At 38.0% G+C, this 15,624-nt stretch carries 12 protein-coding genes and 1 pseudogene; 1 reads left to right on the forward strand and 12 read right to left on the reverse strand.

What is annotated here, in order from left to right:
- Positions 1-135: 135 nt before the first annotated feature.
- Positions 136-1,194 (reverse strand): DNA polymerase IV, encoded by a 1,059-nt coding sequence (gene dinB / locus FGD67_RS05565; protein ID WP_257174060.1) that lies wholly within the window; start codon positions 1,192-1,194, stop codon positions 136-138.
- Between the two features lie 698 nt (positions 1,195-1,892).
- A complete protein-coding gene (gene nhaD, locus FGD67_RS05570; RefSeq protein ID WP_257174061.1) occupies positions 1,893-3,314 on the reverse strand; it encodes a sodium:proton antiporter NhaD in 1,422 nt (473 codons plus the stop codon).
- Between the two features lie 455 nt (positions 3,315-3,769).
- Here nhaD and FGD67_RS05575 point away from each other — a divergent pair, with 455 nt between their 5' ends.
- On the forward strand, positions 3,770-4,930 hold the full coding sequence (locus FGD67_RS05575; RefSeq protein ID WP_257174062.1) for a HupE/UreJ family protein: 1,161 nt from the start codon (positions 3,770-3,772) through the stop codon (positions 4,928-4,930).
- Between the two features lie 143 nt (positions 4,931-5,073).
- Here the strand turns inward: FGD67_RS05575 and nqrM are convergent, their stop codons facing one another.
- The 10 genes and pseudogenes from nqrM to fabV all read right to left on the reverse strand — a co-directional run bounded on the left by nqrM (position 5,074) and on the right by fabV (position 15,164).
- Complete coding sequence (gene nqrM, locus FGD67_RS05580) at positions 5,074-5,295, reverse strand: (Na+)-NQR maturation NqrM (RefSeq protein WP_257174063.1); 222 nt, start codon at positions 5,293-5,295, stop codon at positions 5,074-5,076.
- 83 nt (positions 5,296-5,378) lie between these two features.
- Positions 5,379-6,422, reverse strand: a complete 1,044-nt coding sequence (locus FGD67_RS05585; RefSeq protein ID WP_257174064.1) for an FAD:protein FMN transferase — start codon at positions 6,420-6,422, stop codon at positions 5,379-5,381.
- Positions 6,423-6,584: 162 nt separating this feature from the next.
- Positions 6,585-7,811 (reverse strand): NADH:ubiquinone reductase (Na(+)-transporting) subunit F, encoded by a 1,227-nt coding sequence (nqrF, locus tag FGD67_RS05590; RefSeq protein WP_257174065.1) that lies wholly within the window; start codon positions 7,809-7,811, stop codon positions 6,585-6,587.
- 81 nt (positions 7,812-7,892) lie between these two features.
- Positions 7,893-8,516 (reverse strand): NADH:ubiquinone reductase (Na(+)-transporting) subunit E, encoded by a 624-nt coding sequence (nqrE, locus tag FGD67_RS05595; protein WP_257174066.1) that lies wholly within the window; start codon positions 8,514-8,516, stop codon positions 7,893-7,895.
- A 6-nt stretch (positions 8,517-8,522) separates the two neighbouring features.
- On the reverse strand, positions 8,523-9,146 hold the full coding sequence (locus FGD67_RS05600) for an NADH:ubiquinone reductase (Na(+)-transporting) subunit D (RefSeq protein ID WP_257174067.1): 624 nt from the start codon (positions 9,144-9,146) through the stop codon (positions 8,523-8,525).
- Positions 9,146-9,916: a Na(+)-translocating NADH-quinone reductase subunit C gene (locus FGD67_RS05605; RefSeq protein ID WP_257174068.1), complete on the reverse strand. Its 771-nt coding sequence runs from the start codon at positions 9,914-9,916 to the stop codon at positions 9,146-9,148. Before FGD67_RS05605 ends, FGD67_RS05600 begins: the two co-directional genes overlap by 1 nt.
- Positions 9,909-11,111 carry an NADH:ubiquinone reductase (Na(+)-transporting) subunit B gene (locus FGD67_RS05610; protein WP_257174069.1) on the reverse strand — a complete coding sequence of 401 codons (1,203 nt, stop codon included), beginning with the start codon at positions 11,109-11,111 and terminating at the stop codon, positions 9,909-9,911. Before FGD67_RS05610 ends, FGD67_RS05605 begins: the two co-directional genes overlap by 8 nt.
- Positions 11,112-11,113: 2 nt before the next feature.
- Positions 11,114-12,451, reverse strand: coding sequence for a Na(+)-translocating NADH-quinone reductase subunit A (locus FGD67_RS05615; RefSeq protein ID WP_257174070.1), 1,338 nt, complete (start codon positions 12,449-12,451; stop codon positions 11,114-11,116).
- Positions 12,452-12,851: 400 nt separating this feature from the next.
- Positions 12,852-13,737: pseudogene (locus FGD67_RS05620) on the reverse strand (IS982 family transposase).
- 236 nt (positions 13,738-13,973) lie between these two features.
- A complete protein-coding gene (gene fabV / locus FGD67_RS05625) occupies positions 13,974-15,164 on the reverse strand; it encodes an enoyl-ACP reductase FabV (protein ID WP_257174071.1) in 1,191 nt (396 codons plus the stop codon).
- Positions 15,165-15,624 lie beyond the last annotated feature (460 nt).

A 15,624-nucleotide genomic window follows, 5' to 3' on the forward strand; every position in this document is an offset into this window, starting at 1 on the left:
GTATGACTATAAATGACGCGTTGGCTTAGTCTAAAAAAGTACAAACTTTTGAAAACCACTAGAGAAAATGAAAGCTTGATAACACTGCATCCGAAGCTAGCTTGTTTCTATTTTGCTAATAGCCCCAAAGCGCGATTATAAATCTAAGCCAAGCTGTAATTCATTTACTTTCTCATCAGCAAGACCAATATGAACACCTAATAATCTAACAGATTTGCCTTTTCCACGACTGACAGCCTCACTTAACAACTTGAGAAATAAATCAATATTTATTTCTGTACAAGCCTGTTCCTTTGTCGTTTGTTGAAAGTCTTGAAATTTTACTTTTACACCAATCTTATTAACCTTTCTATTCGCTAAGTACTTAGCCGCCCTTCTCTTAAGTTCAGGTATTAACTCTTGCTTAAGAACATCAGCCATTTCATGGCTAATGCTCATATCATATTCAAAGGTCCTTTCCACCCCAACAGATTTTCTTATTCGGCTGACTTGAACTTCTCGCTCATCAATTCCATGACTCCGGTGCCAAAGAACTTGGCCATACTTACCAAACTTACTTACCAAGAAAGCCTCATCGGATGCTCTAATGTCGCCACATGTTTCAAAACCGAGTTTTTGTAGTTTTTCAGATGTGACTTTACCAACACCAGGGATTTTTTTTAAAGACAACTTTTCAATAAAACGATAAACGTCGTTTGGCCCTATAGTGCATTGCCCATTAGGTTTATTTAGATCAGAAGCAACTTTCGCGATAAACTTCAATGGAGCAATTCCTGCCGAAGCAGTTAACCCAGTTGCCTGGTAAATTTCCTCTCTTATTTCTTGAGCTATTAACGTTGCTGAGCCATGATGTAAATCAGAGTTGGTTACATCTAAATAGGCTTCATCTAACGAAAGCGGTTCAATTATATCGGTATAGCGTTCAAAAATACTTCTAATGATCTGGCTTACCTCTTTATACACATGCATTCTTCCGGGAACAACGATAAGATCAGGGCATTTTTTCAATGCCAATGCTGTTGCCATTGCTGAACTAACACCATACTGTCGTGCAATATAATTACATGTTGAAAGTACGCCACGTCGATCAGATTTGCCACCAACAGCTACAGGCTTTCCAGCTAAACTTGGCTCATCTCTAATTTCAACGGATACATAAAATGCATCCATATCTACGTGAATGATCTTTCTCATCAGCAGCCTCGACGAGAAAACATAGATGAACTTTTTATACGAAAAAATAAGACCGTTAAAGATTGTAGGAGAAATGCATTAATTAGAGTTGTTATATATTGCACAGTTCTACATTGACCATCATAGGCGATATTTAGATCAATTATCTTCCTTGTCGAAGGGCTAGTATTCAGCATTTTCTATCCCCAAGTTATACCAAGTTTGTCCCCACTCAGAGCTTAGTGAAATTGGTATTAATATTAATAAAGCGTATAAACTACAGTCCCGAACAACTGTATATATATACAGCCATCTTATCATATTATAAATTTTCGTCAATAAAGCATACAGTGGACTTACCATACTTTGTTAGGCATTCGGTAATAAATCCCAAGGTACTAAGATAAAGAAAGAGTAAGAGCCGGCATAGAAAAGCAGCCAAGATTAGAGACAGTTGAGCTTTTTAAATTTTTTATCGCTCTATATTTAAATTTAAAGACACTCCGCGCTTTGTCACTCGCGTTTCACAGAAAACAACTATATTACAAAACTTATACAGTGATTAAAGCATTTTTAAGTTGAATAAGCCTTCTCCTGAAAAAACAACAGCCGCCAATGAGAGCTATTGTTAAAGACTTGGAACGTTAATTACCTATTATTAACTGTAATAATAGGTATGCAAAGGCTTTATCGTCAGTTAATGTCAACCAGGAAACTGTTTAGCCATTAATTAAAAAGTGTACCCCGATACTCGCCGCGTAACCTAAAACAATAACCCAACTCCATTTCAGATGCCCCATAAATGAATAAACACCTTTTGTTTGCCCCATTAACGCAACACCTGCCGCTGAGCCAATTGACAATAAACTACCACCAACACCTGCGGTCATCGTTACTAGTAGCCATTGCTGTAGATCCATAACAGGATTCATACTTAATACAGCAAATACCACCGGAATATTATCGACAATTGCCGACAGCACGCCAACAGCAATATTGGCATAAGTTGGGCTCCAATTACTATATAACGCCTCAGAAACTAGGCTTAAATAGCCCATAAAGCCTAACCCCCCCACACACATTACTACGCCGTAGAAAAACAACAAGGTATCCCATTCAGCCCGCGCTATTTTATCAAAAATATCGAAAGGAATAATGTTGCCAAGTTTTTTCAACTCTTCCTCATCGTTTTCTGCTTCGGCCAGTGTCCGCTTTTTATCTAAAGAGCGAGGTAAGCTCATCCGTAAATAAAATCCTAAAAATTTCAAATAGCCAAGTCCCATCATCATACCTAGTACTGGCGGCATATTAACTAGGCTGTGACATAACACTGCCGTAGCGATAGTAAGAATAAAGAGCAATACAATACGTTTTGCTCCCCTTTTAATTTTGAATTTTTCATCTACTACTGGAGCCGATTTTTCATTTGAGATGAAAAAACTCATAATAATGGCCGGCACCAAGAAATTAACTAGAGATGGAATAAATAAAACAATAAATTGCTCAAACTTAACTAATCCTGACTGCCAAATCATTAAGGTGGTGATATCGCCAAAAGGGCTAAATACCCCACCGGCATTGGCGGCAATAACAATATTAATACAAGCAATATTAATGAATTTTTTATCTTGAGATGCTACTTTTAAAATAATTGCACACATCAACATAGCGGTTGTTAAGTTGTTGGCAAATGAAGAAATAGCAAAGGCTAAAATACCCGTCAACCAAAACAAGGCTCTTAAACTTAAGCCTTTAGAAACCATCCATAAGCGCAAGCCATCAAAGATACCTCGTTCTTCCATGGCATTTATATATGTCATAGCAACCAGAAGAAATAATAATAATTGTGCATATTCGAGTAAGTTATGATTAAAAGCCTCTTCAGCTTCTAATGGAATACCATTTTGCGTATATATCCAGCCAATAATCAACCAAATAACACCGGCGGCAACAAGCACAGGTTTAGATTTTCTTAAATGAATTAAGTCTTCACCAATAACAAGCAAATAAGCAATTGAAAATAAAATCAGTGCGGTAAAACCAAATATAGAATTGGTTAAATCAATGCTGCCAGGACCTGATGCCCAAGAAGTAGAAGAAAGACAGGAAAGTAACAGGATTAATAGTATCTTTTTAAACATAAGTACCTAATGAACAATAAATTGTTCTGATTATTACCGTTAACCAAAAAGTAAAATTGCTTTTAAATTGGTACAGTTAGGGTTAGTTAAAATGTTAATTAGACTATTGTATTTCACTCTTGCTATAACAGTGATAAGCACTGAGCGAATAGCTAGCCCGTAATATTAAATCATTCACCGCCAAATAAGCCGTCAACGATGCTAAAATATCCGCGCTATTATAATCCTCTAAATCAGCTTGTCGCTTATATTTTTAAATCTTTTTGCGATAAATCATAATATAAAAAAAATGTTCTTCGTTACACTGATAATCAAAAGCGGTAATAGCAGATATGCTGCGTTATTAGTATTTTTATAATGAAGATAAAAACGGCCTTCTAAGTAGACAATTCGCTTAATTTTAGGGAAGATGCGCTTGTTTAACGCTATTTTTTAACATTAGAAAGGTTTTTATTTTGCATACCCGCACACTGTCCTGTTTTTATTTTTTTATCACTTTATTTTTCTCGATACTTTTTTCAAACGCTAGCTTTGCTCATACTGATGATATTAATCAAGCAACTTTATCATTAGAGAATGGTGAACACTACCAGTTGACCGTGACCGTTGACTTTATTCATATCCTAAAAAAACACTTAAATATTTCAGGCGATGATGACAAAGTAATAAAGGCACTTAATCAACAGAGTTTTTTAGAGCAGAAAAAACTCCTTGAACAACTTAAGAATATTCTCAGCCAGCAATCAAGTATCTACTTTGATAACATTGCCCAGAGTATCAGCAGTTTTAAAGGTTTAGAATTACAGCAGTTAAAACGGATTTTGTCTCAACAAGTCAACTTATCTGAATATAAGGCACAATTACAGGCTACGGGGAATATTCCTGAAAATATGAATACGGTTACTCTTCGTTTTTCACCACTATTAGGTAACGTAATACTCAAGGTCGTTCGACCTGAGCAAGAGATACTGAGCACTGCAGCATTAAGTAATCGTTATCAAATCAGTACAGTAAATACCAAGCGAGAAGATAGAAGTAATACACTCACTAAGATATTAACGCTTGCTAGCGATTACCTTTACCAAGGCTTTGTGCATATTTTACCTAGAGGGCTAGATCATATTCTATTTGTCTTAGCGCTTTTTCTCTTTGCTAAACGGCGTAGTACCTTAATCTGGCAAATATCAGCATTTACTTTAGCGCACACCATAACCTTAGCGTTAGGCATTTATGGCATAATATCGCTGCCTAGCAATATTGTAGAGCCACTTATTGCCCTATCTATCGTCTATGTCGGATTAGAAAATATATATCGGGCAAAAAATAACAAAATAAGTCATAGCCGTATGCCAATAATATTTGCTTTTGGTTTATTGCATGGTTTAGGCTTTGCTTCAGTGTTAGCTGATGTTGGCTTACCACAAAGTCAGTATGCACTTAGTTTAATTTCATTCAACATAGGTGTTGAACTAGGACAATTGACCGTTATCGCTTTAGCTTTTATATGCTTGCTGCCTTTTAGGGCGAAGAATTGGTACCAAACTAAGTTGGTACTTACGCTCAATGTTGCTATTGCTATTATCGCAAGTTATTGGCTTATTGAACGCATAACTTAAGCCGGTCAAACCATGAGTAGATAGATATTATTATCTGCCAGAAATAATAAAGGCGAGCTATGCTCACCTTTTTAATACCTAATTCTATAACGCCTACATTGAACAATTTTTAGCGATAACTAAACGTTACCGGTGTTATAAAATCAAATATTTTTCACATTAATATTGCCAATTTCCATTGCTGCAACGCGCTCACGTTCTTGACGCTTTTCACATGGATTATCGCAATTACATGATTTTTCAATACCCACATTTGCTAGGCCACCACAGCTACCAGCAAGGGTTTTCTTTTGAAAAATATACCCCACTGCCATTGCCATAACAATAACGAGAAAAAAACCTAAAGTGATTAAAAATATAGCCATAATAATTACAAACCTATTTTATTACTTCTCAAAACTTGCCAGCAAAACTAAGCTTTGAATCATTAATATAAAAAAGTGCAAACCTACTTGAGGTATTGCATGAATTTTACCGTGCTTTGTTCAACAAAGCCATGATCTGTCTTCGCTATAATGTAAACAGCAAGATCATTTTCTTCGGCAAACGCTAGCGCTTTCTCTTCTCCCATCACCATCATGGCAGTCGATAAACCATCTGCTGTCATTGAAGACGGGTGTATTACTGTAACTGAGACCAGTTTATGGTTGATTGGCTTTCCAATTTTTGGGTCTATGATATGCGAAAATCGTTGGCCGTCAGCTTCAAAGTAAATCCTGTAATCACCCGATGTGGCGACAGCGTTATCTTTTGGAATAATAATTTGATGAACAGCACGCTCATTAGTTAACGGCTTTTCGATAGCAACATGCCAAAGTTCACCCGTATGTTTAAAGCCTTTCAGCCGCATTTCACCACCAATTTCGACTAAGTAGTTATTGATACCATTAGCTTCAATAAATTCTGCTACTAAATCAACACCATAACCTTTAGCAATAGTAGACAAATCAACATAAAGATTTGGAATGCTTTTACTCAACATACCCTGTTCAAATACCAGTTTATCTAAACCTACACGCGCCTTAGTTTGCGCTAGTAATTCATCACTTGGTACTGTCTCAGGGCGATATTCAGGGCCAAAGCCCCATAAATTAACCAAAGGTCCGACAGTAACATCAAGTGCCCCTTCACTTAGTTTGCCTAAACGGATAGCTTCTTTAAGCACTCGCGCCAAACCTGGAGAAACGCTTACCGGCGCAAGTGAGCTCGACTGATTGAATGTCGACAATTCAGAATCATTAATATAAGTCGACATTTCTTGATTCAGCTGTTTAAGTTTTTCATCAATACCTTGCTGCAATTTAACGCTATCAATATTTTCACCAACGACCTTAATATTATAAGTCGTGCCCATGGTATTTCCTTGCATGAGATATTCTTGACGAGCGAGATCGTTACTTGGAAAACAACCTCCAAGCACTAACAGTACAGCGGTTAACGCCAATAATTTAACGACCAACTTGCGTCTATTCTGATTAAAACTATATTGCATAACAATATCCTCATAAAATTTATTTAGTTAAGACATACACTTAAGCTTGGTATGCCTTAACTAAATAAATCTAGCTTGATAAATGTTTCAACGCCCATAAGAATGAGGTATTAAAAAGGCGACCAAGGCCGCCTTTTCACTTAATGAATTCGTTGGCGCTAATTAGCCACCAAAATCATCTAACATGATGTTTTCATCTTCAACACCAAGATCTTTTAGCATATGAATAACTGCAGCGTTCATCATTGGGGGACCACACATGTAGTACTCACAATCTTCTGGCGCTTCATGATCTTTCAAGTAGTTTTCATAAAGTACATTATGAATAAAACCTGTCATGCCGCCCCAGTTATCTTCTGGTTGTGGATCAGATAACGCAACATGCCAATTAAAGTTATCATTATCAGCAGCAAGGCCGTTGTAATCATCTTCATAGAACATTTCACGTTTAGAACGAGCACCATACCAGAACGACATTTTACGTTTTGACTTTAAACGCTTAAGTTGATCAAAGATGTGTGAACGCATCGGCGCCATACCAGCACCACCACCAATAAATACCATTTCATTATCAGTTTCTTTCGCGAAGAATTCACCAAAGGGACCTGAAATAGTTACTTTATCACCCGCTTTTAAACTGAAAATATAAGACGACATTTTACCTGCTGGTAAATGCAAACGTCCTGGAGGCGGCGTAGCAATACGAACATTCAGCATGATAATGCCTTCTTCTTCTGGGTAGTTCGCCATTGAATATGCACGCAAGGTGTCAGTATCCACTTTTGATTCTACATCAAAGAAACCAAAATGATTCCAATCGCCACGATACTGTTCATCGATATCGAAATCGCTGTATTTTACGTGATGAGCTGGAGCTTCAATTTGAATGTAACCACCAGCACGGAAAGGTACTGATTCGCCATTAGGGATTTGTAATTTAAGTTCTTTAATGAAGGTTGCTTTGTTATCGTTAGAAATAACTTCACATTCCCATTGTTGAACACCGAAGATTTCATCTTCAAGTACAATATCCATGTCTTGTTTAACAGCTACTTGACAGGCTAAACGACAACCTTCTTTTGCTTCACGCTTGTTTATATGACCTGATTCAGTTGGTAAAATATCACCACCACCTGAATGAATTTCTACACGACACTGGCCACAAGTACCACCGCCACCACAGGCTGAAGGTATAAAAATACCTTGGTCAGCCAAGGCGCCTAAAAGCTTACCGCCAGCAGCAGTGACTACTGCTTTTTCTGGGTCGCCATTGATGCTGATCGTAACGTCACCTGAAGAAACTAACTTAGACTTGGCGAATAAAATCACCATCACTAATGCTAGTACTATCACGGTAAACATCGATACGCCGAGAATAATTATTTCCATCGACTTTTCCTTTAATCTTCTTTAAGGGTTTTAGCTGAGCGACTTTATGAAAAGTATCTACCAGCTAAAACCGACATAAACCTAAAGTGAAATACCACCGAAAGAAAGAAAGCCAAATGCCATCAATCCTGCAGTAATAAACGTAATACCTAAGCCTTTTAAGCCATCAGGTACATCTGAGTATTTCATCTTTTCACGAATACCCGCCATCAATACAATGGCTAACATCCAACCTATACCTGAGCCAATGCCGTAAACAACACTTTCGCCAAGAGTTAAGTTTTTCGCAACCATAAATGAAACGCCACCGAAGATGGCACAGTTAACTGTGATCAGCGGTAAGAAAATACCAAGCGCTTGATATAAAGCCGGGAAGTATTTATCTAATACCATTTCAAGAATTTGTACTAATGCCGCAATCACACCAATAAAGGTAATGAAAGACAAGAAGCTTAAATCAATAGAGTTAGCTGGATCGGTGACACCCATCAAGTTATCTAACGCACCTGGCGCTAAAACCGCTTGATAAATAATTTGGTTAGCCGGTACCGCAATACCCAATACCACAACAACCGCAACACCTAGACCTATCGCTGTGCTCACTTTCTTAGAAACCGCTAAGAATGTACACATACCAAGAAAAAAGGTTAATGCCATATTTTCAATAAATATGGTCTTAACAAACAAACTTAAATAATGTTCCATGATTGCTTAGTCCTTCTCTACTTGTTCTGGTTTGTACTGGCGCAGTGCCCAGATGATCAAACCGATAATGAAGAATGAGCTAAAAGGTAAAACTAACAAGCCGTTACCTTGATACCAACCGCCGTTTTGCACTAAAGTAAATATTTCAGCACCAAACAATGTACCAAAGCCAAATAGTTCACGGAAAAAAGCAACAATCATTAACACAGCACCGTAGCCTAAGCCATTACCAATACCATCTAAAAAGCTAACGCCTGGCTTTTCTTTCATGGCAAAAGCTTCAGCACGGCCCATAACAATACAGTTAGTAATGATCAGTCCGATGAATACTGATAACTCTTTTGATAGTTGGTAAGAAAATGCTTTTAGCACTTGGTCAACTACAATTACCAAAGAAGCGATGATCGCCATTTGCACAATAATACGTACACTTGATGGGATTTGATTACGAATAAGTGAAATAAACAGATTCGAAAAGCCGGTTACTAACATAACGGCAACGGTCATAACCAAAGCGTTAGCAAGTGAACTTGTTACTGCAAGCGCAGAACAAACACCAAGCACTTGTAAAGCAATAGGGTTATTATCAACAATAGGTCCAAATAGAACCTTTTTAGTATCGGTAGACATTAGTTCAGTCCTCCAGCACGATAGTTAGTAATAAATGGGCCGTAACCTTCTTCACCTAACCAAAATCGTAGCGTACGCTCAACACCATTACTGGTTAATGTTGCACCAGATAAAGCGTCTACGCCGTGAATATCACCGGCTTTAGCACCACCTTTAACAATTCTAATGGCGACGTTGCCTTGCTCGTCAAACATTTTTTTACCTGGCCATAAAGCTTTCCATCGAGGATTAAGTACTTCCGCACCTAAGCCAGGGGTTTCCTTAAGATCAGAGTAAATAACGCTTTTCACGGTATTCATATCAGCTTCTAGACCGATAAAACCATACATTAGATCCCAAAGACCAGAGCCAACAATAGGTAATACAATAGTTGATACGTTATCTTGCTCATCCTTCACTAAATAAACCACCGCTCTATTAGCTTGGCGATTTAAACCAGCGATATCATTTTCAGGCTTTGAGCTTTTAGCTTTATCACGCGCATCAGCACGCTCTTCAAAAGCAACAACATCACCTTCAACCACTTTACCGGTTGCAAGATCAATCATTTTAGCATCAACAAATTTTTCATAAGTAGCAACGATATCATTGCCTGCAAGTTCTAAAAGACCCGCAGTTTCAAGAATTTTAGTTTGCTTATCAAGCAACTTGTTTGCTGTTTGGAGAGGTTTTAAACCAACCGCAGAAACAGACACTAGTGCAGCACAAACTAAACAAACAATAAATACAAAACCAACTGTTTTGCCAAACGTTTCTTTATTACTAGACATTGCGAGCAAGCCTCCGTTTGATGTTCCCTTGCACGACAAAGTAGTCGAAAAGAGGCGCAAATAAATTAGCGAATAAAATAGCTAACATCATGCCTTCAGGGAATGCTGGGTTAACAACACGTACTAAAACTACCATGACACCAACAAGCGCACCGAACCAGTATTTACCGGTATTAGTAAATGACGCCGACACGGGATCTGTTGCCATAAACATCATACCAAAGGCAAAACCACCGGTTACTAAGTGCCAATACCAAGGCATAGCGAACATAGCGTTCGTGTCACTGCCAATAGCATTAAATAGCATGGCGGTAATAACCATACCAGCAAAAACACCTAATACGATACGCCATGAAGCAATACCTTTATAAAGGATGTAGGCACCACCAAGTAAAATCATTGCTGTTGAAACTTCACCAACAGAGCCAGGAATATAACCCCAAAAAGCATTCCACCAGTCAGCACTCATCGTATAATCGTTTAAGCCTTGATTGGCAGCACTTAATGCCGTTGCACCAGAGAAACCATCAGCAGCAACCCAAACAGCATCACCTGAGATTTCAGTCGGATAGGCAAAGAATAAAAACGCACGACCCGCTAATGCAGGATTTAAGAAGTTTTTACCTGTACCACCGAATACTTCTTTAGCAACTACAACACCAAAAGTAATACCAATAGCGGCCTGCCATAACGGAATGGTTGCAGGAAGGATTAAGGCAAAAAGAATTGAACTAACAAAGAAACCTTCGTTAACTTCATGTTTACGAACAGTCGCAAACAGTACTTCCCAAAAACCACCAACAATAAATACTGTTGCATAAATAGGTAAGAAGAACATTGCGCCGTAAAGCATCATACTGAACCAACCAGATTCTGCCGATAAGCTACCGCCCAACATTTCAAATAAACCTACTTGCCAGGTATCAGGTAAAGCAAAACCTGCCGCTAATGCGTCAGTCGCTTGAAAACCTATATTGTACATACCCCAGAACATGGCAGGAAATACCGCTAGCCATACTGTGATCATGATACGCTTTAGATCAATGCTGTCACGCACATGCGTGCGACCTTGGTTTACTTGGCCGGGGGTAAATAAACCCGTAGCTACCGCTTCATAAAGCGCATACCAAGTTTCAAATTTACCGCCTTTTTCAAATTGCGGTTCAATATCTTCAAAAAACTTTTTCAAGCCCATGACTAACCTTCCTTCTCAATTGTGGTTAGGCAATCACGAAGGATCACGCCGTAGTCTGTTTTGCCTGGGCAAACAAACGTACATAAGGCTAAATCTTCTTCATCAAGCTCTAAGGCACCAAGCTGTTGCGCACTGTCGGTATCACCGGCACATAAATCACGCAATAACATTGTTGGCAAAATATCTAACGGCATCACACGTTCAAAGTTACCAATAGGCACCATAGCGCGAGCACTACCATTAGTTGTTGTCGTCATATTGAACAACTTCTTCGGGAAGAAATGTGACATATACGCACGTGTAACCGAGAATTTATTCGGGCCTGGGTACATATAGCCAATAAATTCTTTTTCTCTGCCTTCAAGGATCAGAGACAATTGCGTGTGATAGCGACCTAAGTAACCATGAACACCGGAAGCCTCTGAGCCTAATAATAAAGACCCAGAAACAACACGTAACTCACCATCAAGTTTTTCATTCGCCGTAATTTCGCTAGCATTTGCGCCTAAAACAGTACGAATTAAACGAGGGCTTTTCGCCGCCGGACCTGCTAAAGAAATAACACGATTGTTATCTAACTCACCGGTAGTAAATAACTTACCCATGGCGATAACGTCTTGATAGCCAGCGTGCCATGCAACCTTATCAGCACTAACAGGCTTCAAGAAATGCATATGCGTACCAACTAAACCAGCAGGATGCTTACCAGCAAATTCATTTACCTTAGTAGATGAATTAACCGCAATATCACTTCCTGGTGCTTTGCTAACAAAAACTTCACCGCCAGTTAAGCGCGCTAGAATTGTTAAGCCGTTAATAAAGGCTTCACTTTGTTCAGCAATAATAACAGCAGGGTCAGCAGCTAAAGGATTAGTATCCATAGCACTGACGAATATCGCCATTGGCGTAGATGCTATCGCTGGAACTTTGCTAAATGGACGTGTACGTAACGCCGTCCACAAACCTGAATTAACCAGGTTTGCAACAACATCTTCACGCGCAATGGCATTAAGTTCTTGAGGAGCATAGCGAGTAAACGTTTCTTGCTCGTTACCATCAACTTCGATGACGACCGATTGCAATACGCGTTGTTCACCACGATTAATTTCTTTAACAACACCTGAAGCTTGAGCTGTGAATTTAACGCCAGGATTCTTTTTATCTTCAAAAAGTGCCTGACCTTTTTTAACGCTATCTCCAACCTTAACAAACATGGTTGGGCGCATACCCACAAACTCTTCACCTAATGTTGCAACAGTTTTGATGGACGGACCATCATGGATTACCTGCTGGGGGGCACCTACTACAGGAACATCCAGACCTTTTTTTATTGTAATCATAAACACTTGCACTACTTTTGATGGGAGTAATCAAAATCAATTTTCTAGTTATTTAACTACTTCAATTTTTGCCATAAATCACAGTAATTGAAGTAGTTAACTAACATAAGCATCGATTTCAGTGTATTTCAGCAAAGTCTTAATTTACCTTTGATAAATTAAGGTTCACCGGCTCTAGTTAAAATTTCTGGCGCGATTCTAGCACAAAACGATATTTTGATTCTATCTATAGCGCGACAATAAATAACAATTTAGTCGAATAATCTTTATTTCAGGCAATAATAGCGAAAAATTTTCTTTTATAGCAAAACTTTCTACTATTCAGTAGAGAAAATCATAAAGTTTTGGCGATTTTTCTTTCGCGTACCAAGCTCATAAAATTAATTAACCTCAGATCGGGTTAAGCCCTAACCATAGCATTCTTCTCTACGTCACTAATATTAAGGGTTGGCTTATTTTCTTTAAGGCAATAAGCCACTAAACCTGCCAGTAAATTCAACATAAAACTATTAGGGCTACGATGACGCGAATGCTCTATTTGAGATATATTCTTCAATTGATCATTTATCGTTTCAATAATAAACCGTCTAGATAACATTGCTCTATCCCATAACGACATAGCTTTGGCTTTCATATTACGGCGCACGGTTGTTATCAAATCAACTCCTTTTTCCTTCAAACCAACTGTTAATTTTTTTGCTTATATAGCCTTTATCTGCATATAACTTCCCTTTTAAGTTTTTAGCTAAGGCTAATACGGGCTTTGTGTCGTGAACATTGCCAGTAGTTAATTTAGCCTCAACTATTTCACCTCTAAAGTTAGTGACTAAATGTAGTTTGAACCCATAAAACCAACCCATTGTTCCTTTGCCCCGTTCGGCTATACCGTCAAATGTTTTATGTCTAGGAATTCTTAAGTTATGGCATACTTTTATGCTTGTAGAGTCAATAAACTCAATACCTGTAGACTCACCTTTAAGTATTGAAAAGTAGCTAGAAAGTGGAACGACCGCTTTAGGCATCACTTCTAAAAATCGAGTGTAGCTCAATAAGCTAGGGAAATGTGAACGATAAAACTTAGCAATATAACCTTTATAATAATTTTTAAAGTCGCGATGATTTGATGTATGAAAAGCAATTAATATAGTGATTATCTCACTCATAGCCATACGGCATGGACGATTTCGCTTGATACTTCCATCAGCAATTAATTGTTTCTCCCATTGTGGGATAAATACGCGACAAAAATCATCGACATCACAGAATATTTCAACTAGTTTATTCATGCCCGTTCCTTATTATCTTTCTGTTTTTTCTTGGTCGAAAGATCGGATCGTGGAACGGGCACTTAGTTCAATTTAATTAATTCTTATCCCGAGCTGAGGTTAATTAACCGTCTATATAACGTACTTTGAATATTAAAAAAACCGACGATTGGTCGGTTTTTTTAATAATATCTGTCAATCAATGTCTCTGTAATGAGCAGTGATTATCATAAGATTAAGCTAATACCTGTAGCATATTAAAGTAAGTTATTGATCACAATTTCAGGGCTAATGTCTGACTCATAGTCAACACCTGCAACGCTAAAGCCGAATAATTTTAAAAATTCTTGATGGTAGCCAACGTAATCGGTAAGTTGATCAATCGTATCGCTATCGACCGTATTCCAGATATCCGTAACACGTTTTTGCACACTATCTTCAAGCTCTTTATTGTTTTGACGCAAGCGTCCTGCTTCATCAATAACTGGGTTTTCACCGTAGATATTATCTCTGAATAAGCCTTGAATTTGTTCAATACAGCCTTCGTAAGTTCCATCAGCCTTCATCACTTTAAACATCGCTGAAATATATAACGGCATAATTGGAATGGCTGAACTGGCTTGCGTTACTACCGCATTAAGTGAGGTAACATAAGCTTCACCTTTAATATCAGCGGTTGAAGTTTTGATGGCCGTTGAAGCACGATCTAAGTCTTCTTTCGCGCGACCAATGGTTGCATGTCCGTAGATAGGCCAAGTTAATTCTTTGCCAATATAGGTATAAGCTACAGTTTTGAAACCCTTAGCTAATACACCTGCATCACTAAGTGCTTTAATCCAAAGCTCCCAGTCAGCGCCACCCATAACATCTATGGTACCTTGTATTTCTTCTTCTGAAGCCGCTTCCACTGACACTGAGTCAATAATACGTTTAGAGGTATTTAAATTTTTCGTGGTAACACTTTCACCAATAGGTTTTAGTGTTGAAGAATAGATCTCACCGGTGTCAGGATCTGTACGGCGTGGTGAGGCTAAGCTATAAACAATCAGGTCAATTTCACCTAACTCAGCTTTAATCGTTTCAATCGCTTTAGCTTTAATTTCATGAGAAAAAGCATCGCCATTGATATTTTTTGACCATAAACCGGCTTCTTCTGCCGCCGCTTGAAAGGCTGCTGTGTTGTACCAACCCGCTGAGGCGGTTTTCTTTTCCGTAGGCGGCTTTTCAAAGAAAATACCCAATGTTTTAGCTTCATTACCAAAAGCGGCAGTAATTCGAGATGACAAGCCATACCCTGTCGAAGCACCAATAACCAGAACATTTTTTGGTTTAGTACTCGCTTGAGGCTGACTTTTAACGTAAGCAATTTGCTCATTAACATGTGCAGCACAACCGGCAGGGTGAGCATTTGTACAAATAAAACCACGAATTTTTGGCTTAATAACCATAACTATACCTTCTTAACGTCACTCTGTAATAATGATAACTAGCAACACTCAATAACCGTATCGTAGTAACAGATTATGTAAAGCAACAATTTGAGTTTAAAAATACTTAATTAAAATTAATCAAGCTTAAATTTACTGTTTAAATATAAAGTCTGCATATAATTTTGCCGACTAGTTTACTCTTGCTTTACCTTTTATGAGGTGCGACCAGTAACAATATCCGACAGTATTGGTTAATATTTATAAAATATTACCGGTTTTAGTCAGTTTTTTGCAAAATTAATCTCTTACCTTTACCATAAAAGTTAACATTTCTATTATTTATTACTATCCGTAAAAGTTCTAACAGCTTTTATTTAATCAAAACTGAGCTCTTAGCTTAATGTTTTTCAACACGCATTTTTATGAATATTGTATTATGTAAAAATTGACGTATTTATCACTTCAGTCATCAAACTAA

The sequence above is a fragment of the Colwellia sp. M166 genome (assembly GCF_024585285.1).
Lineage (GTDB): Bacteria > Pseudomonadota > Gammaproteobacteria > Enterobacterales > Alteromonadaceae > Cognaticolwellia.